Genomic DNA, 18,186 nt, shown 5'->3' with positions numbered 1-18,186 from the left:
GTACGAGGCGTCGTTCTCAAATGGCGACCTTGCTTCTCGACCTTGGATGGATTCGCTATGACAGCTTTTCGAGATCGTCAATACCGCATCGCGTCGACATCTCGCGTCCGAACAGCACGGTGCTGATCAAAGCCTCGCGTTTCTCGGCATCGATCTCTATGACGGTGCCACGCAATTCCGCCATCGTACCGACAGGATGCAATACGGTATCACCGAGCATGAGGCCTGTTACCTGCTCGACCGGGCAAGATGACGATTCTTCCAGCATCGCCATGATGTTAGCCATCTCGGCATTGAGCACCGGCACGGGGGTTTCTCCATTACCGAGCAGGCAGTCTACACCATCGAAACTCATGATCCCAAGCCATGCGCTGGAGGCGATCACGGTGCGCACGAACACGTAATTTCCGATCGCTGGGATTTCCACAGAATATCGACGCTGAGAGCGCGGGTGTCGCTTCCAGATGCGCCTGGTCGGACAGACAGCCTCGATTCCAGCGGTCCGAAGGTCGGCTGCAACCGAATCGGCAGACCAGTTCGTGCGCGCCACATACCATGCCATCTGGCCGTCGCGAGCAGCCGCTTCTCCGCGCAGCCAGTTCACGAGTTCGGCCTTCGCACGGGCACGCCGCAGAGCCGCTACCTCACGCTCGCTTATTTCCGGCCGCACCGCCATCATTCCGCCGCCTCATGGACATGCCCGCCATGCGAGCGCACCGCTGCTTCGAAGTCGCTCAGTCGTTCCGGCCCGCCAGCCGGGAAATACACAACGCGCATCGCGCCGGGGTCCGGTATCCACGGCCAACCCCTTGCCTCGTGCAGATCGCGCCAGGCGCAGTAGACGCCCGATCCGACAGGCACCGCCTCCATATGCGATTTGAGCATTTCCGCCCGCTCGACACCGACGCTCACGCCCTTTCGATCCGATGCCCGATCATGCATGCGGTTGACCGCTGGCCAGCCGTATGCCGCCTGCCTGGTCAGCCTTGCGCGCCGGCCGGCATCGTCGTCGCGGGCAAGCTGCTCTGCCATGAACGCGCTGGGCTTTGGTCCTTCCGCCGGAGTCTCGGTTAGGATCACCTGCATGCGCAGGCCGCTCCATACCGGCCCGAAGGCGGGCGCATCCACGAAAGCGGGCTTTTCCTCGACCGGCTCGTCGACGTCCTGAAACAGCTTCTGGCCGAAATACGTCGAGGGCGCCGCCACATGATCCTTCCGCTGCGCCTTGAGCAGCGCCAGCCAATGCGGAAATTTTCGCTCCGCTTCCTCGCGCTCTTCCGGCGTCAGGCCGGCGAAGGCCCGTAGGCCTGTGTCCCTCGGCATGCCTTTCTGCCCCGGCCACTGCCGCACCATGCGCCAGAAGGCTGCCTCGATCTTTTTCCGATCATCCTCCCCTCTCTCGCGCGCTTGCGCGCCGGGTTGAGAGGTTAAGGGCGGTTCTATGGGAGGTTCTTCCTTATAGGCCCGGAACTGGTTGCCGGTAGGATGCGCCTGGTTGCCGGTAGGTTCGGCGTCTGGTTGCCGGTAGGTCCTACCGGCAGAATTTGCCGGTAGGTCATCGGTTTCATCGCCTTCCTTCAGGCGCCGGCAGCGCTCCGCGCCATCGGTCACGCTGCGGTCTAGCCTGAGCATGATATGGTCGGCCGCGCGCGCGCCGCTCGGCCGCTGCTGGCGCTGCCGCTCGACCAGTCCCCAATCCTCGAGCCGCTGGAGCCACTCGCGCGCCGTGCGTTCGGAAACCTCGGCCGCCTCGGCAAGATCGGACTGGCTGGCCCAGCCCTTGATCAGCCCGTCAGGGTCCGCATAGTCGGCGAGGCACATCAGGATCGACTTGGCCGAAGGCGAGCCAAGCCGTTGATCCTTCGCCCAGGCGGAGGCTTTCCAACTCATGACGGCACCCGCTCAAGAATGTGCAGGCCCTTCTTGGTCAGGCCGGCGAAGCGCCAGCCATCCTTGTAGAAGCAGAAGCCCCAGACCGGTTTGCCGCGCACCATTGTCGGCATGACGGCGCGCGGATCGACGAATGTGAACAACCTGTCCCGACCGAAGCGCGCCTCAGCACACGCGCGCGCAGAAGATAGCATCTCGCTCGCCAGATCCCCGCTTTCCCGGCGGTAGATCACGCACTCGACACCGCGTTGCCCATCGAAACGATACTTCTCGCGCCGCCATGCGCAAATCGCGCTGGCATCGGCCATCATCAGCACGAGCTTTTCGCCGGGACCGATGAAAAGCTTCGGCTTGCGGTCGTCCGCATAGCGGCGACGAGAATAGTGGCGGTCGAAAATCGCCCTGACGGTATCGTTACCGTCGAGCACCTCAATCCAGCCTTCACCTATCAGGAACGGCTGCACGTTCACCGCCCTGCCCTCCGCCATGCGTCGTATTCGGAGCGCAGCCCCATCCAGCGATCGACCGCCGCGCCGCCGTCGTTGAGTTCCGCGCGCGAGGTCACGCCGAGCAAGCCGCGCACCTTCTGCGCCACGCGCTCGTCGGTGAGCGGGCGTCCAAGGCCGTGCTGCTGCTCCAGGAAAACCCTGAAAGCCGGCTCGGCGCACTTCATGGCGCATTCGGCCGCATAGTCCTTCGGCTCGCGCTGCGGCGGGCGGGCAGATTGGGCGGGGGGCTTTATACGCGCGATGGCGCGGTCGACCAGCCCAACCAGGAAGCGCAGATCGGCCGGCGCATCGCAGATGGTCGCGATTTCGTCCGCCGTCGCGCCCGGTGCGAACCGCGCGATCGGCAGCAACTCGCCCATGGGCCCACGCGCCTCGACAAAGCTATCGCTGCCGTCCGCGACCAGCGACCAGTCGCCCGGCGCGATGGCGACGAGGCGCGAGCGGATGCGCGACAGGCGCATGGATTCTGCGGAGGGCGTCATTCCGCCACCTCCAGTAGATCATCAGCAAGGCCGCCCCACTGGTCTGCCATGGCGTCAGCCATGCCGGAAAAGAACCGGCTGCGTTCATGACCACGCGCGGCGCCCGGAGGCATGCGCCAGACGCGATTCCATGCCTTCCATTCGTCCGAGCCGCGCTCCGGCTCGGGCAGTCGATTTGTTTCGACGAGCTGCGGCGCCGGAAGGTCGGCCGGCATTCGTGCCCGCGCGAGATCGTGCATCTCCGGATTCTCGACCGCCACGCGCGCTATTGGCGCTCGCCAGCAGGCAACAAACAGATCGACGCCGTTTTCGAACTCGGCGATCATGCTTTCCCACGACCGGCCACGCGGCAGCTTCTTCGGCGGAGTCATCTTCCCCGGCCCGGATAGCCACCTGCGACCGGATCGGCAAAGCCGGGTGCATGGCGGATGCGCGACAACGAGCAAATCCCACCCATCGCCGAGATGGTCGCGCACGTCGCCGACGATATGGCGGTTGCTGCCATCCTCGGCAGGTAACAGATCGCACGACCAGGCATCGTGGCCCCGCGCGGCAAAGGCACGGCGAACGACGCCGGAAAACTCGCACCCGACGAGAACGCGCAGAGCCCGGGTCATCGCTGCCCTCCCCGATAGACGCCGGCCTTGCGCAGCGCGTGCACAACCGTGGTGCGTTCGCGGTTTCCGAACTGGAGGCCGATCTGCGAAGGCGACAGATCCGGGCGTTTCAGATACGCCTCCACCATCGCCATTTTCCGGGCCTCGGCGATGAATCTGACGCGAGACGGCCCGACGATATCGAGCGGGCTGACATTGTGGCGGCGCGCGACGTCGCGGATGATCTCCTGCACCGTCACCATGTCCGGCGGCAATGGGTCCCCCTCCACGGCAGCGGAGACGATGGCGCTGGCCTCATGGCGGGCATCGGAAACGATCTTCGCCGCGTCGCCGGAGGCAGCGTCCACGATCTGGCGGGCCTGCCGCTGCGCTTCGCGAAGGATGGCCGCGGCGGCGCGGCGCGCTTCAGCAAGGATCGCCTCGGCCTTGATCTCGGCGCGGCTGCGGCTTTCCGTGGCGTCGCGGAACTTCGGCAGCGCCGCATGCGGCGCGCCCTTTTGCCGGGCAACCAGCGCCGGAGAACGCATGTCCAGACGCGGCAATCCGCGATCGAGTTGGCGCAGGGCAGCCTCGCTCATGGCTCAACCCCCATGCGCGCCAGCGCGGCATCGTTGCCGGCGATGCGACGGTTGAGCGAATAGACCAGCCCGGCACGAAGATCGGCGAGATAGGCTGCGGACAGCACGATTTCGGATTGGCCGCCGCCCTGCCCGACCAGTAACCGCAGCGGCTCCCTGGCAGCGAGCCGGTCGCGCATGGCGATGTTTTCGGCGCGGGCCTCGACCATGGCGAGCGCGCCTTTCAGGTCCGCGCTTCTCACCGGTCGAACTCCCCGCAGCCGCGCCCGATCTCGCCGGGATTCTCAGGCTTGGTGAAATCCTTCCAGTGCACCCAGCCGCGCGGACAGTGGAAACCCCACGTGCGCAGCATCGGCCCGGTCAGGAACAGCGTCCAGCACGGCCCATCGACCAATTCAATGCGATGCGCGGCGCGCGCTCCCCGGAATTTCCACATGCCGGCGTATCGCTCGACACGCACGTTGATGCCGCCAGCGGCGATCGTGTGCTCAACATAGCGGCCACGCAGCAGGATCGACAGGTTCCGCCAGGGATGATCATGCAGCGCTCGATCGTCGTCGGAGCGCATGAAATGGTGGAGATAGATATTGAAGAAGCGGTTGCGCGGGATCAGCCACCAACGCCGCATGTATGGGTCGGCGTCACCGCCGATGACGACGTCGGGCGGCCGCTTTTGCGACAAGGCGATAAGGCGCGGCGCAAGCCGCAGAATCAGGCGGTCGAGCATGTGTCGGCTCCTGCTGTTTCAGTGCTTTTCCCGTGAAACTTTTCGCGCGGGGCCTTGAAGGCCGGGCGCGGTCGCTTGCGCGGCGGCGGTGCGCCGGTCGGCGCGCGGTAGAAGCGGCGGGCGTCCAGGCCGGCCCAGTCACAGATGGCGAACACCTTCTGGACGGCGATGTCCTGTCCGGCCATGACGCGCGAGAGGTCGGGCGACGTGACGCCGATCTCCGCCGCAAGCACGCGCCAGCCGCGCCCGTCATATTCCAGCATCGGGCGCAGCCTGCGGGCGAGCGCCGCCATGTCGTAGGCGGCGAGCGTGCCTGAGCGGACGGGCCGCGCCGCCCTCGCCCTCTCCACGCGGTCATCGTGGCGGATGCGGCTCTCCAGCGCCCGCCGCAAGCTGGCCATCGCCTTGGCGATATCGTCGGGACCAGACGGCATGGCGCTGATCAAACCCGCATCGGCATCTGAACGATGCGCAGGTTGTCGTCGTCGCATGTGATGAGGCATGGCGCGGAGGCGAGAGGATTCTCGCCGCCCGGATCGACCGCGAATGTCACGCGGTCACCGCGAAACGCAGAAAGAAGCGAAACCAGGTAATCGACATTGTAGCCCGCTTCGAAGGCGCGGGCCGCTTTGCCGTCCAGGGTCAGTTTCTCGATGGCCGCGCGGGTGTCGCATGTGCCGGCGAGCGAGAGCGTCAGATCGCTGCCGTCCCCCGTCAGCTTTACCCCGCGATACCTTCCCGGCGTGAAGGCGCGCATGCGCTGGAGCGCGCGCAGCATCGTTGCGCGGTCGATCGAAAACACCGGCTTCGGATCGCGCGGAACAACGCGGTAGATGTCCGGGAACGTTCCGTCGATCAGCTTGGCTGAAAGCCTGGCTCCGGCAAAATCGAACCGGACGTGGGGCCGCGCCTTGTCATTGCCCGGCTCGACGCCGCCGAACACGCACCGTTCGGGTTCGCGCTTGCCTGCACACAGCCAATGGACCGCGGCGCGCGGAATGATCGCGCCCGCCGCTCCCTCTGGCATGACGTCGAGCGGCATGATCGCCAGGCGATGCCCGTCCGTCGCCGCCAGGACGGGACCATTCGGCCCCGCGATCAACGCGACACCGTTGAGGTAGTATCGCGTTTCTTCGGTCGATATGGCGAGACGGACGCGCTGCATTGCCGCGACGAGTCCAAGATTGCCGGTTTCAGTTGCCGGGCCTTCGATTGCGCTGAAATCGGGATAGTCGGCGACAGCACACGACGACATGCGGTATTCGGAGCCGTTGAAGGTGACCGAGGCGAGCCGATCGCCCTCGGAAATGGTCACCTCCTGGTCGCTGTCCACGCAGCCCGCCAGCGCATTGATCGCGAAATAGTCGATCGCCGCCGCGCCCTTCATCCTGCCGATGGTGGGCATCGAGACGGATAGCTCCATGTCGAGATCCGTGCCGGTCATGCGGCCATCGGCAAGGCGCACCATGCCGAGCACAGGAATAGTGTTGTGCTGCTGGATGATGCCGCGAAACAGGCGAAGGCTCGCCCGCAGGTGGCCTGCGGTCGTCTGCATTCTCATGACAATTGCTCCTCAGGTTGATCGCTGCGAGCCTCGAAGCCCCACACATCCCAGCCGGGACGGGGCTTGCGGCAGAACAGTTCGATTTTCGCAATGCCGGGATAGAGGCGCTCGATTTGCTCGGCAAAGCGCGCCGGCTTGGCCGAATGGGCGCCCTTGCGCTCGCTGTAGACCGTTGCCGGCTGGCTTCCCGGCAGCGGCGCCACGGCGTCACCGCGCTTGCCGATCAGCAGGATTTCATGCTGGTCGCGCCCCCAATAGCCGGTGCCGGCCACCTGCTTGTCCCAGATCCAGTGGTGGACGTAGGTGAAGCCCCAGGCCTGCAACACACGCAAACCATCGAGCAGCATCGGGTTGGTCGCCCACAGGAACAGCACCGCATCCTTTGCCGCGACGCCGCCCAGTTCGGCGAGAAGGCCGGCAATCTTCTCTGTCGGCATGGTCGGATAGTGGTTTTCCGCGCTCTTCTCGCGGCCGGTCACTTCGGAGCGGACGCCGAAGCGCCATGGCGGATCCGCATAAACGACCGGATAGAGCCGCTCGACCTTGCCGGGCGCCGTCGGCTGGCCGCGCTCGGCCACCATGTCCATATGCGCCAGGCGCACGGAATGGCTGACCTTCTGCTTTTCGGCGCGGATGACCTTTGCGCCCTTCATGTATTCGCCGACGTTCGGCTGGTCTGGAACGAAGGCGGTCTTGATCGGCTTGCGCGCAGGCTGGACGATGCCGTCCTTGCCCTCGACCACCTCATGGTGGGGAATTTCCCCACCATCGACGAGCTTTCGGCGCACCGACGCGACGGTCTTGTGATCGACGCCGACCATGGCCGCGATGGCGCGCGACGAGATCGAGGGCGTGTCGCGCAACTGGTCGGCGATCACCGCCTGTTTCTGCGCAGTGCTCAGGTGCCGGCGCGACACGTTGAGTTCGCGCGCCAGCTTGCGCTTGTCGATCTCGGACAGGCCCTTGCGCACGAAGCGCGGCCAATCGACGAGGCCGAGACTTTCGCAGATGGCGACGCGGTTATGCCCGTCAATGATCTCGCCGGCTTCGTCATATTCCACTGGCACCAGCACGCCGTGCTCTATGATCGAGCGTTCGAGCGCCTGGTATTCGTCTGCGGAAAGCGGCGGCAGGAGCTGGTATTTGGACATCACGCCATCCCCAGCGCAGCCTTGTAGAGGTCGAGGATCGCCTCCTCTTCCTCCCGCTCGGCCTGGTCCTTCTTGCGCAGCCGGACCAGCGCGCGAATGGCCTTACAGTCGAAGCCCATGACCTTCGCCTCGGCGAAGATTTCCTTGCGGTCGTCGGAGATTGCGGCGGCTTCTTCATCGACACGTTCAATGCGCTCGATGAAGGCGCGAAGCTGCCCGGCCGCCACCGTCTGCGGTCCGCTGGCTTCCTCGGCGTCGGGGCGGAGCTTTGCGCCCGGCCGCTCACGTGCGGGACCGCGCGGCGAATAGGGATCGTATTCGTCGGCCATCAGCGCGCCTCCCCGATATAGATGAAGTTGGTGCGCCGGCCTTTGTTGTAGAGTTCGGCGATCGCCTTGGTCAGCGCCGTCTCGGCCGAGCCGCCGGAAAGCTTGCGAAACGCCTCGGCATGCGCTGTCAGCTTGGCCAGGCTTTGCGGCCTGATCGCCGAGACGAGATCTGCATCGGTGACGGCTTTTTCGTTGGCGCGGATGATGCGCGCCAGAGCCGTGATCAGCGTTCCGCGCAACGATTTCGCATCGTCTGGCCATGCGGCGCGGATGACGAGCAGCGCTCTTCTGGTCGCGCCTGCGCCGTATCGCTTCAGGCAGCGGTCAATGGCGCCGATGGAATTCGTCAGGTTCGGCCGATAGTGGCCCTGCGCAGGAACGACGTCGCAGCCTGCGGATTGCAGGACTTTCGAGATTGCCTCGGCATTGTCGTCACCCGCGGTGAGGCCAGCCCAGTACTGCTCGACCGACGTCACCGCCATACGATCGCGATTGATGGCGAGGAAGCTTTCGGCTTCGCCGGCAAGGTCCTTGTGATTGACGACGACGGCCGGCACCTGTTCGATATCGGGATGCAGGCACGCCGCTTTCCAGCGGTGCTGGCCCTCCACGACGCTGAAACGGCCGTTGGACTGGCGCGAAAGCACGACCGCGCCGAACTTCGCCCAGGAAAAGCGTCGCAAGATTTTGTCGACGAGATGCGCCTTGATCTCGCGCTGGTAGTTTCCATCCACGTCGATCTGGTCGACGCCGATCCATTCCAGTGCCGGCCGTTCGCCGAGCTCGCGATTGATCTCGCTCATGTCGCCTCCGTCGAGGCGCACGGCAAGAGCCGATATCCACGCCCCCAAACCGTGTCGATGTTGATGCCCAACGGCTTGAGCTTCTTGCGAAGCTTGCAGACCCAGACATCGATGATCTTGATCTCCGGCTCTTCATCGCACCGGAGCTGATAGAGATCGGCGAGGAGCTGCTCCCTCGACCGAATGCGCGGCGATGCCATCTGCAACGCGGTCAGCACCGCATGCTCCTGTTGCGTGAGCGTCGCGAAGGCCCCGCCGCGCACGACGAACCCCGCATCGTCGATGCGCAGATCGCCATCGAGCGGAAGCGGCTGGCCGCAGCACGGACAGGGAGTGTCGCCCATCACCCCAGCCTTTCCAGCACGCGCGGCGCGGCGCGCTCGGCCTCGGTGCCGCGCCCGCGCGAGACAAGACGATGAAACCGGCAGTAGGAGCCGCCGGAGAAACCCGGCAGCCATTCGCCCGGCGCGATCTCGACGGCGCAGAAGCGGGTTTCAGCGCCCTGCCCGTCGAGCGGAAACCGGCACTGGTGGCTTTTCAGGTCGGCCAGCACCAGGCCGCCCGAATTGCAGGCCGGCGCGCTCATCCGCGAACCACCTTCAGCGGCTCGTGCGCCTGCACGCCGGCAAGCGTGTGATCGATATCGGCGGTGATGGTCGCGATCTTGCGCGAGATCCCACGCAGCCGTGTCGCTTCCGCATCGGTCACGACGCCGTCCGCCTTGGCCTTCACCGTCTCCACGACGAGGTGGCCGGCTTCCTCGACCAGGTGCGCGACCTGCTCCGGCAGATTGTCTACCGCAGCACCGGCGTCTTCGTCGTCGGAAAGGCTGCGGCCGTTGAATTCCGCCATGATCGCGGTGACGATCGGGCGGTGGCAGTCGCGCTCCAGCACCAGGGCGACGTTGATCGGCATGAGGTCGCGATCGATTCCGCCGTTCCAGCGCCCGACCTGCCCTTTCGAATAGCCGGTCTTTTCCATCACGCGCGGGATGCCGCCGCAGGCGTCGATCAGGTCGCGCTGGGCCGCCATCAGGCGCAGGTGCCAGCGTGTGGTGAATTCGTCCATGATGCCTTCCTCGAACGCAAAAAGCCGTCCCGCGACGGGAAAAACCGCCGTCGATTCCCGTGGTGGGACGGTTCGGAAAATGGTCAGTATGCGGGCGTCAGATCAGCCCGGAGGCTCGAATGTGCTCATGGTCCGCCGCCTCGAAACCGGTTTGCCGCGCGTCGCGCGAACTCCGGCAGATCGGCCAGATCGCCGATCTCGCCCGCGTCGCGCATGATGAGCGGATGAATGCCGATGGCCTCGCCGGCCGCTGCAATCAGCATGGATACGATGTCGCGCTGCGGACGGCCCTCATGGGCGGAGATCAGCGACAGGATGAAGGCCGAGGCTTCGGAAAGCGCCACGGCCGAACTGGACGCCGGGATTTTATCGGACGCGCTCCCGGCGGGCGCGCTCTCGCAGACCGGAGAAAGGGGACGGTCGCCGATTGGAGAATCATGCAGGACCGCGCCGGCAACAACAGGGGGCGGCGCCGGCCGGCGCGGTCCTTGCCTGTCCGCCCAACTGTCCGGACAGGATTCGGTGTAATGACAAAAGGCCGCCGAGGCCGGGAGGGAGGCAGCCTCGGCGGCAGGCGCGCGGTCAACCGCGCGGGAGGATGGGGAAACGCCCCAGGCGCTAGCAATGCGGGCGACGCGGTCGGAAAGAATCGTTCTGGAGGGATGCGAGGTCATGCCGCCTCCCCTGCGCGGTTGTCTGTCACGCGCTGCTGCAATTGGCGCAAAAGAACCCTTGCCGGCCCTTTCGACGGCGGGTCTTTCTCCCACTTCGACACAGTCGATCGATCCGTGCCGCAGAAGTCAGCGAGTTGCTGTTGGGTCCAGCCCAACCGTTCGCGCAAGGCGGCTATGTCGATCAAATCGTCGCTCATGCATTAAGTGTGAGAAACTCACATCAATCTGTCAAGCAGAAACTCACACCGAAAATGTGAATAACTCACGCTATGGATATTGAACGAATAGACGAACAAGCTGCCCGCTTACGCAAGGTGAGGGAGCTTCGCGGTTTCAAGACCGCAAAGGACGCGGCTGCGCGCTTCCATTTCAATTACACGACGTATTCCCAGCATGAGCGAGGCCAGACAGCGATAACGCGCGCAGCCAAGAACTACGCCCGCGCTTTCAAGGTTAGCGAAGCTTGGTTGATCACAGGCGAAGGACCGGGGCCAAATGATCCTGGCGGACGCGATGTGCCCATAATGGGATATGTGGGCGCAGGGGCGGAGGTCCAACCTGACTTCGAACAGGTCCCGCCGGAAGGGTTAGCGCACGTAGAAGTCCCGTTCGAGTTGCCAGACGACATGATCGCCTTCCTTGTGCGAGGCGATTCGATGCTTCCCGTATTCAAGGACGGCGCGATCATCGTCGTCTACCGCGAGCAAAAGCGTCCGCTCGAAGCGTTCTACGGTGAGGAAGCCGCAGTGCGAACACGTGACGGACGCCGTTTCATCAAAACGATTATGAGAGGGCCGGACGGCGTTAACCTATTCTCGTGGAATGCCCCTCCCATCGAGAACGTCTCACTCGAGTGGATCGGAGAGATTTTTGCAATCATTCCACCTCTTGCGATGAAAAAGGTGCACAAGCAAGGCGGTCTCCAAGGCCATCTGCGCCTTAAAACGGCATAATGTGAGTTTTTCACATTTTCCATTGACAGATTTGTGTGAGTAAATCACACTGCCTCCATCGCAATCCCGCGATGGAGAATGACCATGCTGCAATTCGTCGCCCGCCCCGAGACGGTCGCCGCCGCTCACGCCGCCATCCGCGCAGAGCGTGACAAGAAGCTCTCCCGTCGCCGCCCGCTTTCCGAACGGCTGGCCGACGCCATGCTGGAAATCACCGGCGCCGGCCAGATCGTCGATCGCAACGCACTTGCCCTTCGCGGCTTCCTGCGCTCCGAACTGACCGACGACAAACTGGCCGAGGCGCGTGACCTGGCCAACGCCCGCGCCATCCGCAACGTGGCCTGACTGCCATGGGCGATTTCCTGCGCGATCTGATTTCAGGGATTGCCATGGCGGCATTCTTCGCCGCCGCGGTGATCTGGCTGCCGGTGCTGGCATGAGCACCGACCTCCCGACCTTCCACTGTCCGCTCTGGCCGCGATGCGAGTGCCCGGACGGCTCCATGCGGGTCGATTGCCCCGGCTTGAGCGCCATGGCGGCGCCGGCCGACACGGCAAAGAAGATCGGCTGCCCGAACGCGCCGAATGCCAGTGCGACGACGATTGCACATGGGGCATGGCCGGTGCCCGTCCGCTCGGCGAATACCTCGCATACACGGCCTTTCTGGTGATCGGCGTTGCTGCCTGCGTTGGCGTCTGGCTGGGGGCTTGGTGATGGCTGATCGACCTCAAAAACCCCGTTCCCTCTCGTCCCTGCTCCAGCCGGGCTTTGCCTCAGGCTACGACCAGTTCGCGGAATTCGTCGAGTTTACCGGCAAGTTGGACGATGTGCCGGCCGACCAGCGCGCATTCGCCCGGATATTCGAGCTCGCATCGGTCGCGGCCATCGAGGGCCTGAACGAGGTCGAAGATAGGTTCGACATCGAGCCGGGCATGGGCACCCTGCTTGCGTGGAAGGCCGCCGGTTGCGTCATGGCGACGATCAACGCGCAGGCGTTCTCGGCCGAGGGTCGCCTGCAGGTCCGCCGCGAAATGCTCTACCAGTTCAAGGAAGGCTACGACGAGACGCTGAAATTGCTGCTGGACGCACCTTCGGAGGAGCCATTCCGATGAGCGAGGCCAATCCGACCGTCAACCGCTACCTCGCAGACAAGGCCATGGATCGGATCGACCATGCCCTGGGTCGCCCGATCTGGCCGCTGCGCGAGACTTATCGCAACCACTATGCGACCGATGCGACCGGCACTCTGGCGATTGATTTCGCTTCTTCCCCTCTCTGGGAGCGCGTCGGCCGGTCCGGCGACATGGCCTTCTTCGCAGTTACGAATGCCGGCAGGACGGCGCTGGCGCGATATCTCGAAAGTCTCGATGTGGGCGAGCGCCACCGAGCCTACATCGTCACCTATGAAGGTCATGATAGGATCGTACCGGCCAAGAGCGCCGGCAACGCCCGCTACTCCGAATTTCTCACCATCAGAGACTGCTTCTCCGAACTGACGTTTGCAGAATTCGTCCGTGCATCGCGCGTGAGGGTCGCATGATCGAGCGCCTCGACAGCCTCAACCAGGTGTGCTGCGACACCTGCCCGGCATCATATCCCAATACCTACGCCGACGAAGACTTCGCCGTGATGATTTCCGACGCGAAGACGGCCGGCTGGCTTGTGCGCCCTGGCCGGCCCGATCCGTTCGTAAAGGACACCTCCGGCCTATTCGGCGCAGCGCCGCGCGTTGCCGGCGGCGCCAAGCCCCAGCGCTTCACCCACACCTGCCCGTCCTGCGCCAGACCGGCGCAGGACGGCGAAACCCTTTTCAACAGGAGCCACTAGATGTCCATTTCCGACACGAAACCAGCATCCATCACGATCCGCCGTAACTACCCGGACAGGTCGATCTTCAGTGTCCGGGGCACCGACAGCATCATCATCCGCGACGGAACTTCGGTTTCCGGCGGCAACTTGGCGGCGGAATTCAAGCAGGACACCGCCGTCGCAGTTCCGGAACTAACTGCGGGAACCGACTATTACATCCGGCTTAACGCGATGAACGAGCCGGTTGCGACTCCCGCGACGGAGCTTCCTGGCGACGATGTGATCGGCGGTTTCCACTTTGCGCCGGGCGGCAATGCTCCAGCGCGTGCCGGCGGTGACACGACGCCGGCGATCAATCCCTACTCCTGCTGGGACGCCGGCTTCCGCCCCGCATGTCCGGACCCGCGCGGCATGGCGCTGGTCGAGCGCGACGGTCTGCGCTTCTGGTGCGACATCTATTTTCTTGGCGTCGACCACATCGCCAAGGGGACATCGCGTTTCGGCGAGGAGATCGCGGACGGCCGCGCATTGCCGGCAGCCATCGCCGGCAACGGCAAGTTCAATGCCTGCGATTTCCCGACCGTGCAGGCGATATATGCGCATCACGGCAAGGGCTTGCTCACCTACGACGAGTTTCGCGCCGCCGCTTATGGCGTGACCGAGCGCAGCTCGGCCGACAAGGATCCGAAATCGACTGGCATCGACGCGCAGCGCTCCAGCCGTTTCGGCATCATGCAGGCCACCGGCAACATGTGGGCGTGGGGAACGGACGGCGATCCGGACGATCCTCGTCCCTCCCTCTTCGGCGGGTCGTGGATCCTCGGCGGCGACTCGGGCTCGCGCTGCGCGGACCTCGGCCCCTGGCCGGGCGTCTCCGCCGGCAGCATCTCCGCGCGGGGCCGCAGTGACCACCTTGCATCCTGAATAGCCGGCGCGGAAGCGCCGGCTGCCAACCTCTCCAACTAGGAAAGCAGCCATGAATGTTACCACACCGGTCAAGCCGGTCAGCATCACGCGACCCATCGCAACAGCTTCGATCTTCGTGGCCACCGGCCGGGAGACGATATCCATTCGCGGCGGCACCGAAATCGGCACCGTCAAGTTTCTTGAGGATACGCCGATCCTGCCGCCGCTGCTTGAGCCTGGCACCGACTATGCCGTCCGCATCGAGGACGGCAATCCCATGGTCTATGCCTGCGGCGGCGGTCTTCCGGACGGCGCCATCGGCGGGTTCCACTTCGCACCAGGCGGCAATGCGGACGAGGGCAAGGGCGGCGACGCCCAGCCCGCGATCAACCCGGCCTCATGCTGGGATGTCGGCTTCCGGCCGGCCTGCCCGGATCCTCGCGGCATGGCGCTGGTGGAGCGCGACGGCCTGCGCTTCTGGTGCGACATCTACTTGCTGGGCGTCGATCACGTTTCGAAAGGCACGTCGCGTTTCGGTGACGAAATCGCCGATGGTCGCTCGCTGCCGGCCTCACAAGACGGCAAGGGCAAGGTGAAAAAACTCGACTATGCCACGGCCGTGGCCATCTACGTCCATCACGGCAAGCAACTGCTGGGCGCGGAGGAATTCTTCGCCGCGGCCTATGGAGTTCGCGAGCGCAGCTCGGCGAAGGATGACCCTGAGCGCACCAATCTTGACGCGGAGCGCACCAGTTGCGCCGGGATCATGCAGGCGACCGGCAACATGTGGATCTGGGGCACGGACGGACATCCAGTTGATCCTCGTCCCTCCCTCTTCGGCGGGTCGTGGCTCCACGGCGGCCACTCGGGCTCGCGCTACGCGCTCCTCGTCTACTGGCCGGACTACTCCGGCGGCAGCGTCTCCGCGCGGGGCCGCAGTGACCACCTTGCAGCCTGACTAGCCGGCGCGGAAGCGCCGGCACGGAAACGGCCGATATGATCACCGACAATCCATCCAGCAGAACCGGGCTTGCCATCGTTGAGCGTTACGAGGCGGCGGTTGCGTATATCTACCCGATCGTGCAGCGCTGTCCGCGCCGGCACGGCAAGCTTCGGGATGCCCTGCTGGATGTGATGGTCGATCAGGTCGGCTTGTTCTACCAGGCCGCGAAATCCCGTCAGGCCTCGCGGCTCCACGCAGCGGACGCAAATCTTGCGACGTTGCGTTTCTGGCTTCGCTTTGCCGCCGATCCGTCCGTCAAAATCATCACGCCCAACCAGCATCGGACAGCCTTGAAGCTGCTCGCCGAGGTCGGAGCGATGCTCGGCGCATGGATCGCAGGCTTGCGCAACGGGTGAACGGGGAAACGATGTCAGGTCCCTCCATCTTCGGCGGGTCGTGGATCAACGGCGACAACTCGGGCTCGCGCTACGCGAACCTCGACAACTGGCCGGACAACTCCGACGACAACATCTCCGCGCGGGGCCGCAGTGACCACGCATTACCGGCTCGGCGGCGGCTACGGCCACGCCGGCTCACTTCCCGCGAGCGTGCGCGCTCGCATGGGTGGTCAGCCCGGACATCCGGCTTCGGCGAACACATTGCAGGGTCCGGCATAGCGGGGAGTAGCGGCGTCGCCGTCGAAACCCGCGGCCGGCAACGCCGCCATGGCTAGGAAGCACCGCAACCTCATTGGCCGCATCACGGCCGACACGAACATGCTGGCGGCCTACCGGCGCACTGCGCGCGGCCGGCGCCTAGCCGCCGGGCATCTGGAGTTCAAGGAATTCTCCGCGCTCAATCTGGAGCGCCTGGCGCGCCAGATGCGCGATGGAAGCTATCGACAGGGCGAACCGCGCAAGTTCGAGATCTTCGACCCGAAGCGCAGGCAGATCTCGGCACTGCCGTTCCGCGACCGAGTGGCGCAGCATGCGCTTTGCGTAGTGATCGAACCAATCTTCGACGCCACCTTGCTGCCGCGCTCCTACGCGTGCCGCAAAGGCAAGGGAACGCATTCCGGCGCCGTAGCGGTGCAGGCCGAACTGCGGCGGCTCACGCGCCACGGCGCCCAGGTTTACGTGCTGAAGACGGATTTCAGTCGCTACTTCGCCTCGATCGAGCGCGGCACGCTCTGGCGCATGATCGAGGCCAAGATCAGTTGCCGCGCCACCCTGCGGCTGATCGAGGAGATGATCCCGGTGACAGGCATCGGCCTGCCGATCGGCAGTCTCGTCTCGCAGATATTTGCCAATGTCTATGCCGGCGCGCTTGACCGCCACCTTCAGCAGGATCTCGGCGAGCGGCATTGGCATCGCTACATGGACGATCTGGTCGTGCTCGGGCCTTCGATCGAGCATCTGCGGCTCGTGCGCGACGACATCGAGGCGTTCTCGGCCGAACATCTCGGCTTGCGGTTTTCGAAATGGTCGGTCCAGCCGGTCAGCCGCGGCGTGAACTTCCTCGGCTATCGAATCTGGCCGCGCCACAAGTTGCTGCGCCAGGACAGCGTAAAGCGGGCGCGCCGCAAGATCGCACGGTTCCGGGCCGCCGGCGACATGGACCGATTGGACAAGTTTCTTGCTTCGTGGACCGGCCATGCGAGCTGGGCCGATACGCGAAATCTCCTCACTGCGCTTGGAGTGCAAAATGGCTGAGCACGCTCCCCTTCTCTCCCCCGCGCAGGCGGCCGAGCAGCTTTCCATTTCAGAGCGGCAATTGCGGGCCCTGACAATGTCGGGACAGATCCGCTACATCAACATCGGTCTGGGTTCCAAACGCGAAACGCGCCGCTATGATCCTGCCGATCTCGCAGCGTTTCGGGAGGCACGCAAATGTCAGTCTATCGGCGCCCAGGTCAGGCGGAATATTCCTATGACTTCCGTTATCGACGCCAGCGATTTTCAGGCTCGACTGGATGCACGTCGAAGCGTGAGGCTGAAAAGTTCGAGGAAGCCGAGCGCAACCGTGTAAAGGCCCTTCAGTTCGATGCGCGCAAGCCGCTGACCTTCAAGGCCGCAGCAGCCGAATACTGGAATCAGGTCGGGAAGCATCATCGCCGCAGCGAAGAAACGCTGCGCGATCTCGGCTGGCTCCAGGAAAAGATCGGCCCTTCGACAATGATCGCCGACATTTCCGATGCGACCGTAGCGCGCCTCATTGCCAAGCGGCGTGGTGAGGATGTTTCCAATGCCACCGTCAACCGCACCGTCACGCAGCCGCTGCGCGCGTTGCTGCGACGCGCGCGGCGCACCTGGAAGCAATCGGTGCAGGATATCGAGTGGAAGGATCACTTCCTGAAGGAGCCGCAGGAGCGCATCCGCGAAGCCTCGGCCGAGGAGGAAGCGAAACTCATGGCCTCGATTCGCGGTGACTATGCTCCGGCGCTGCGCTTCGCGCTTCTGACAGGCTGTCGCCGCGCCGAGATCGTCGGTCTGCAATGGAAGGACGTGGATTTCTTCAATCGCGAATTCCGGGTTCGCGGCAAGGGCGAGCGCGATCGAACCATACCCATGACAGAGGCCATCTTCGCGCTGCTGTGGGCGCTGAAGGACCATCACAAGACCGCGGTGTTCACCTATTTGGTGAAGCGCCCCCGGCCAGGGGCGAAGCGGGGCACGCGCGAGCCGATTACGACGCAGGGTTTCAAGACCGAATGGCGGCGGACCCGCAACCGCGCCAAGATCGAGAACTATCGCTTTCATGACACGCGCCACACAGCCGCGACGCGCCTGGTGCGCGCCACGGGCAACCTGAAGCTGGCACAAAAGCTCCTCGGCCACTCTGAGATCGCCACCACGTCGCGCTATGCCCATGTGACGAAGGATGATCTGCGGGCGGGCATGGAGGCGAGTGGCGCGCAGGCTACAAGTCCTTCCGGCACCGCGCCGGACAAGACAGCAAGCGGAGCGGAATGAATGCGGAACAGCCGTGGCACTTTCCGTGGGACTTTTGGTGCCGCAAAGCGCCACGCGGTGCCTTTTGTTCCGTTTTTCTTCTGGAGGGGGTTGTGCCGGAAAGCCTTGAACACTATACGCCGCAAGGCCTCGGAGTGTAGCGCAGCCTGGTAGCGCACCTGATTTGGGATCAGGGGGTCGCAGGTTCGAATCCTGCCACTCCGACCATCTT

General features: G+C 64.5%; 29 protein-coding genes, 1 tRNA gene and 1 pseudogene. 13 read left to right on the top strand and 18 right to left on the bottom strand.

The genetic code is table 11. From position 1 onward, the window contains the following. Window positions 1-55 precede the first annotated feature (55 nt). The 18 genes from QU595_RS07795 to QU595_RS07710 all read right to left on the bottom strand — a co-directional run bounded on the left by QU595_RS07795 (window position 56) and on the right by QU595_RS07710 (window position 10,589). The gene (locus QU595_RS07795; RefSeq protein WP_315920418.1) at window positions 56-679 is read right to left on the bottom strand and encodes a transcription termination/antitermination protein NusG; all 624 of its coding nucleotides are present in this window, start codon (window positions 677-679) and stop codon (window positions 56-58) included. Further along, a complete protein-coding gene (locus QU595_RS07790) occupies window positions 676-1,890 on the bottom strand; it encodes a helix-turn-helix domain-containing protein (protein ID WP_315920416.1) in 1,215 nt (404 codons plus the stop codon). The genes QU595_RS07795 and QU595_RS07790 overlap by 4 nt, the downstream gene beginning before the upstream one ends. Further along, window positions 1,887-2,360 carry a hypothetical protein gene (locus QU595_RS07785; protein ID WP_315920414.1) on the bottom strand — a complete coding sequence of 158 codons (474 nt, stop codon included), beginning with the start codon at window positions 2,358-2,360 and terminating at the stop codon, window positions 1,887-1,889. Before QU595_RS07785 ends, QU595_RS07790 begins: the two co-directional genes overlap by 4 nt. Next, window positions 2,357-2,881 carry a hypothetical protein gene (locus tag QU595_RS07780; RefSeq protein ID WP_315920412.1) on the bottom strand — a complete coding sequence of 175 codons (525 nt, stop codon included), beginning with the start codon at window positions 2,879-2,881 and terminating at the stop codon, window positions 2,357-2,359. Before QU595_RS07780 ends, QU595_RS07785 begins: the two co-directional genes overlap by 4 nt. Beyond that, entirely contained in the window at window positions 2,878-3,498 is a 621-nt protein-coding gene (locus tag QU595_RS07775) for a hypothetical protein (RefSeq protein ID WP_315920410.1), read from the bottom strand. The genes QU595_RS07780 and QU595_RS07775 overlap by 4 nt, the downstream gene beginning before the upstream one ends. Next, window positions 3,495-4,076, bottom strand: coding sequence for a helix-turn-helix domain-containing protein (locus tag QU595_RS07770; RefSeq protein ID WP_315920408.1), 582 nt, complete (start codon window positions 4,074-4,076; stop codon window positions 3,495-3,497). The genes QU595_RS07775 and QU595_RS07770 overlap by 4 nt, the downstream gene beginning before the upstream one ends. After that, the gene (locus tag QU595_RS07765; RefSeq protein ID WP_315920406.1) at window positions 4,073-4,318 is read right to left on the bottom strand and encodes a hypothetical protein; all 246 of its coding nucleotides are present in this window, start codon (window positions 4,316-4,318) and stop codon (window positions 4,073-4,075) included. Before QU595_RS07765 ends, QU595_RS07770 begins: the two co-directional genes overlap by 4 nt. Next, a complete protein-coding gene (locus QU595_RS07760) occupies window positions 4,315-4,803 on the bottom strand; it encodes a hypothetical protein (RefSeq protein WP_315920404.1) in 489 nt (162 codons plus the stop codon). Before QU595_RS07760 ends, QU595_RS07765 begins: the two co-directional genes overlap by 4 nt. After that, window positions 4,788-5,237, bottom strand: a complete 450-nt coding sequence (locus tag QU595_RS07755; RefSeq protein ID WP_315920402.1) for a hypothetical protein — start codon at window positions 5,235-5,237, stop codon at window positions 4,788-4,790. The genes QU595_RS07760 and QU595_RS07755 overlap by 16 nt, the downstream gene beginning before the upstream one ends. A gap of 8 nt (window positions 5,238-5,245) precedes the next feature. Next, window positions 5,246-6,364 carry a hypothetical protein gene (locus tag QU595_RS07750; RefSeq protein ID WP_315920400.1) on the bottom strand — a complete coding sequence of 373 codons (1,119 nt, stop codon included), beginning with the start codon at window positions 6,362-6,364 and terminating at the stop codon, window positions 5,246-5,248. Next, window positions 6,361-7,518, bottom strand: coding sequence for an MT-A70 family methyltransferase (locus QU595_RS07745; RefSeq protein WP_315920398.1), 1,158 nt, complete (start codon window positions 7,516-7,518; stop codon window positions 6,361-6,363). Before QU595_RS07745 ends, QU595_RS07750 begins: the two co-directional genes overlap by 4 nt. After that, window positions 7,518-7,847, bottom strand: coding sequence for a DUF2312 domain-containing protein (locus QU595_RS07740; protein WP_315920396.1), 330 nt, complete (start codon window positions 7,845-7,847; stop codon window positions 7,518-7,520). Before QU595_RS07740 ends, QU595_RS07745 begins: the two co-directional genes overlap by 1 nt. Further along, window positions 7,847-8,650, bottom strand: coding sequence for a DUF6551 family protein (locus QU595_RS07735; RefSeq protein ID WP_315920394.1), 804 nt, complete (start codon window positions 8,648-8,650; stop codon window positions 7,847-7,849). The genes QU595_RS07740 and QU595_RS07735 overlap by 1 nt, the downstream gene beginning before the upstream one ends. Continuing rightward, a complete protein-coding gene (locus QU595_RS07730; RefSeq protein WP_315920392.1) occupies window positions 8,647-8,994 on the bottom strand; it encodes a winged helix-turn-helix domain-containing protein in 348 nt (115 codons plus the stop codon). The genes QU595_RS07735 and QU595_RS07730 overlap by 4 nt, the downstream gene beginning before the upstream one ends. Further along, window positions 8,994-9,236 (bottom strand): hypothetical protein, encoded by a 243-nt coding sequence (locus QU595_RS07725; RefSeq protein ID WP_315920390.1) that lies wholly within the window; start codon window positions 9,234-9,236, stop codon window positions 8,994-8,996. The genes QU595_RS07730 and QU595_RS07725 overlap by 1 nt, the downstream gene beginning before the upstream one ends. Next, window positions 9,233-9,718 (bottom strand): hypothetical protein, encoded by a 486-nt coding sequence (locus tag QU595_RS07720; protein WP_315920388.1) that lies wholly within the window; start codon window positions 9,716-9,718, stop codon window positions 9,233-9,235. The genes QU595_RS07725 and QU595_RS07720 overlap by 4 nt, the downstream gene beginning before the upstream one ends. 125 nt (window positions 9,719-9,843) lie before the next feature. Then, window positions 9,844-10,062 carry a hypothetical protein gene (locus QU595_RS07715; protein WP_315920386.1) on the bottom strand — a complete coding sequence of 73 codons (219 nt, stop codon included), beginning with the start codon at window positions 10,060-10,062 and terminating at the stop codon, window positions 9,844-9,846. Window positions 10,063-10,388: 326 nt separating this feature from the next. Then, window positions 10,389-10,589, bottom strand: a complete 201-nt coding sequence (locus QU595_RS07710) for a helix-turn-helix transcriptional regulator (protein WP_315920384.1) — start codon at window positions 10,587-10,589, stop codon at window positions 10,389-10,391. A gap of 72 nt (window positions 10,590-10,661) precedes the next feature. On the opposite strand from QU595_RS07710, the gene QU595_RS07705 reads away from it, so the two are divergent. The 13 genes and pseudogenes from QU595_RS07705 (at window position 10,662) to QU595_RS07650 (ending at window position 18,182) form a co-directional block, all read left to right on the top strand. Next, window positions 10,662-11,345 (top strand): XRE family transcriptional regulator, encoded by a 684-nt coding sequence (locus QU595_RS07705; protein WP_315920382.1) that lies wholly within the window; start codon window positions 10,662-10,664, stop codon window positions 11,343-11,345. 84 nt (window positions 11,346-11,429) lie between these two features. Next, complete coding sequence (locus QU595_RS07700) at window positions 11,430-11,690, top strand: hypothetical protein (protein ID WP_315920380.1); 261 nt, start codon at window positions 11,430-11,432, stop codon at window positions 11,688-11,690. 91 nt (window positions 11,691-11,781) lie between these two features. Then, a complete protein-coding gene (locus QU595_RS07695; RefSeq protein ID WP_315920378.1) occupies window positions 11,782-12,015 on the top strand; it encodes a hypothetical protein in 234 nt (77 codons plus the stop codon). A 43-nt stretch (window positions 12,016-12,058) separates the two neighbouring features. Continuing rightward, window positions 12,059-12,457: a hypothetical protein gene (locus QU595_RS07690; RefSeq protein WP_315920376.1), complete on the top strand. Its 399-nt coding sequence runs from the start codon at window positions 12,059-12,061 to the stop codon at window positions 12,455-12,457. Beyond that, the gene (locus tag QU595_RS07685; protein WP_315920374.1) at window positions 12,454-12,885 is read left to right on the top strand and encodes a hypothetical protein; all 432 of its coding nucleotides are present in this window, start codon (window positions 12,454-12,456) and stop codon (window positions 12,883-12,885) included. The genes QU595_RS07690 and QU595_RS07685 overlap by 4 nt, the downstream gene beginning before the upstream one ends. Continuing rightward, the gene (locus QU595_RS07680) at window positions 12,882-13,172 is read left to right on the top strand and encodes a hypothetical protein (protein WP_315920372.1); all 291 of its coding nucleotides are present in this window, start codon (window positions 12,882-12,884) and stop codon (window positions 13,170-13,172) included. The genes QU595_RS07685 and QU595_RS07680 overlap by 4 nt, the downstream gene beginning before the upstream one ends. Beyond that, window positions 13,173-14,078 (top strand): hypothetical protein, encoded by a 906-nt coding sequence (locus tag QU595_RS07675; protein WP_315920370.1) that lies wholly within the window; start codon window positions 13,173-13,175, stop codon window positions 14,076-14,078. Between the two features lie 52 nt (window positions 14,079-14,130). After that, window positions 14,131-15,018, top strand: coding sequence for a hypothetical protein (locus QU595_RS07670; protein ID WP_315920368.1), 888 nt, complete (start codon window positions 14,131-14,133; stop codon window positions 15,016-15,018). Window positions 15,019-15,056: 38 nt separating this feature from the next. Then, window positions 15,057-15,419 carry a diversity-generating retroelement protein Avd gene (gene avd / locus QU595_RS07665; protein WP_315920365.1) on the top strand — a complete coding sequence of 121 codons (363 nt, stop codon included), beginning with the start codon at window positions 15,057-15,059 and terminating at the stop codon, window positions 15,417-15,419. Window positions 15,420-15,728: 309 nt separating this feature from the next. Then, window positions 15,729-16,715: a reverse transcriptase/maturase family protein gene (locus QU595_RS07660; protein WP_315920363.1), complete on the top strand. Its 987-nt coding sequence runs from the start codon at window positions 15,729-15,731 to the stop codon at window positions 16,713-16,715. Then, a pseudogene (locus QU595_RS30190) lies at window positions 16,657-16,878 on the top strand (helix-turn-helix domain-containing protein); the annotation flags it as partial. The gene QU595_RS07660 and the pseudogene QU595_RS30190, both read left to right, overlap by 59 nt. Before the next feature lie 14 nt (window positions 16,879-16,892). Continuing rightward, on the top strand, window positions 16,893-17,975 hold the full coding sequence (locus QU595_RS07655; RefSeq protein ID WP_315920361.1) for a site-specific integrase: 1,083 nt from the start codon (window positions 16,893-16,895) through the stop codon (window positions 17,973-17,975). Window positions 17,976-18,105: 130 nt separating this feature from the next. Continuing rightward, window positions 18,106-18,182: transfer RNA gene (locus tag QU595_RS07650), tRNA-Pro, on the top strand. Window positions 18,183-18,186 lie beyond the last annotated feature (4 nt).

It is taken from the genome of Mesorhizobium sp. SP-1A (assembly GCF_032460275.1).
GTDB lineage: Bacteria > Pseudomonadota > Alphaproteobacteria > Rhizobiales > Rhizobiaceae > Mesorhizobium.
The sequence above is the reverse complement of the archived record's forward strand: the minus strand, read 5'-3'. Positions and strand labels throughout refer to the sequence as shown.

What these genes read in the sequence shown, in the direction of transcription:
- QU595_RS07795 (WP_315920418.1), bottom strand. Translation starts at nt 679, where the DNA reads ATGATGGCGGTGCGGCCGGAAATAAGCGAGCGTGAGGTAGCGGCTCTG.
- QU595_RS07790 (WP_315920416.1), bottom strand. Translation starts at nt 1,890, where the DNA reads ATGAGTTGGAAAGCCTCCGCCTGGGCGAAGGATCAACGGCTTGGCTCG.
- QU595_RS07780 (WP_315920412.1), bottom strand. Translation starts at nt 2,881, where the DNA reads ATGACGCCCTCCGCAGAATCCATGCGCCTGTCGCGCATCCGCTCGCGC.
- QU595_RS07775 (WP_315920410.1), bottom strand. Translation starts at nt 3,498, where the DNA reads ATGACCCGGGCTCTGCGCGTTCTCGTCGGGTGCGAGTTTTCCGGCGTC.
- QU595_RS07770 (WP_315920408.1), bottom strand. Translation starts at nt 4,076, where the DNA reads ATGAGCGAGGCTGCCCTGCGCCAACTCGATCGCGGATTGCCGCGTCTG.
- QU595_RS07760 (WP_315920404.1), bottom strand. Translation starts at nt 4,803, where the DNA reads ATGCTCGACCGCCTGATTCTGCGGCTTGCGCCGCGCCTTATCGCCTTG.
- QU595_RS07755 (WP_315920402.1), bottom strand. Translation starts at nt 5,237, where the DNA reads ATGCCGTCTGGTCCCGACGATATCGCCAAGGCGATGGCCAGCTTGCGG.
- QU595_RS07750 (WP_315920400.1), bottom strand. Translation starts at nt 6,364, where the DNA reads ATGAGAATGCAGACGACCGCAGGCCACCTGCGGGCGAGCCTTCGCCTG.
- QU595_RS07745 (WP_315920398.1), bottom strand. Translation starts at nt 7,518, where the DNA reads ATGTCCAAATACCAGCTCCTGCCGCCGCTTTCCGCAGACGAATACCAG.
- QU595_RS07740 (WP_315920396.1), bottom strand. Translation starts at nt 7,847, where the DNA reads ATGGCCGACGAATACGATCCCTATTCGCCGCGCGGTCCCGCACGTGAG.
- QU595_RS07735 (WP_315920394.1), bottom strand. Translation starts at nt 8,650, where the DNA reads ATGAGCGAGATCAATCGCGAGCTCGGCGAACGGCCGGCACTGGAATGG.
- QU595_RS07730 (WP_315920392.1), bottom strand. Translation starts at nt 8,994, where the DNA reads ATGGGCGACACTCCCTGTCCGTGCTGCGGCCAGCCGCTTCCGCTCGAT.
- QU595_RS07725 (WP_315920390.1), bottom strand. Translation starts at nt 9,236, where the DNA reads ATGAGCGCGCCGGCCTGCAATTCGGGCGGCCTGGTGCTGGCCGACCTG.
- QU595_RS07720 (WP_315920388.1), bottom strand. Translation starts at nt 9,718, where the DNA reads ATGGACGAATTCACCACACGCTGGCACCTGCGCCTGATGGCGGCCCAG.
- QU595_RS07710 (WP_315920384.1), bottom strand. Translation starts at nt 10,589, where the DNA reads ATGAGCGACGATTTGATCGACATAGCCGCCTTGCGCGAACGGTTGGGC.
- QU595_RS07705 (WP_315920382.1), top strand. Translation starts at nt 10,662, where the DNA reads ATGGATATTGAACGAATAGACGAACAAGCTGCCCGCTTACGCAAGGTG.
- QU595_RS07700 (WP_315920380.1), top strand. Translation starts at nt 11,430, where the DNA reads ATGCTGCAATTCGTCGCCCGCCCCGAGACGGTCGCCGCCGCTCACGCC.
- QU595_RS07695 (WP_315920378.1), top strand. Translation starts at nt 11,782, where the DNA reads ATGAGCACCGACCTCCCGACCTTCCACTGTCCGCTCTGGCCGCGATGC.
- QU595_RS07690 (WP_315920376.1), top strand. Translation starts at nt 12,059, where the DNA reads ATGGCTGATCGACCTCAAAAACCCCGTTCCCTCTCGTCCCTGCTCCAG.
- QU595_RS07685 (WP_315920374.1), top strand. Translation starts at nt 12,454, where the DNA reads ATGAGCGAGGCCAATCCGACCGTCAACCGCTACCTCGCAGACAAGGCC.
- QU595_RS07680 (WP_315920372.1), top strand. Translation starts at nt 12,882, where the DNA reads ATGATCGAGCGCCTCGACAGCCTCAACCAGGTGTGCTGCGACACCTGC.
- QU595_RS07675 (WP_315920370.1), top strand. Translation starts at nt 13,173, where the DNA reads ATGTCCATTTCCGACACGAAACCAGCATCCATCACGATCCGCCGTAAC.
- QU595_RS07670 (WP_315920368.1), top strand. Translation starts at nt 14,131, where the DNA reads ATGAATGTTACCACACCGGTCAAGCCGGTCAGCATCACGCGACCCATC.
- avd (WP_315920365.1), top strand. Translation starts at nt 15,057, where the DNA reads ATGATCACCGACAATCCATCCAGCAGAACCGGGCTTGCCATCGTTGAG.
- QU595_RS07660 (WP_315920363.1), top strand. Translation starts at nt 15,729, where the DNA reads ATGGCTAGGAAGCACCGCAACCTCATTGGCCGCATCACGGCCGACACG.
- QU595_RS07655 (WP_315920361.1), top strand. Translation starts at nt 16,893, where the DNA reads ATGTCAGTCTATCGGCGCCCAGGTCAGGCGGAATATTCCTATGACTTC.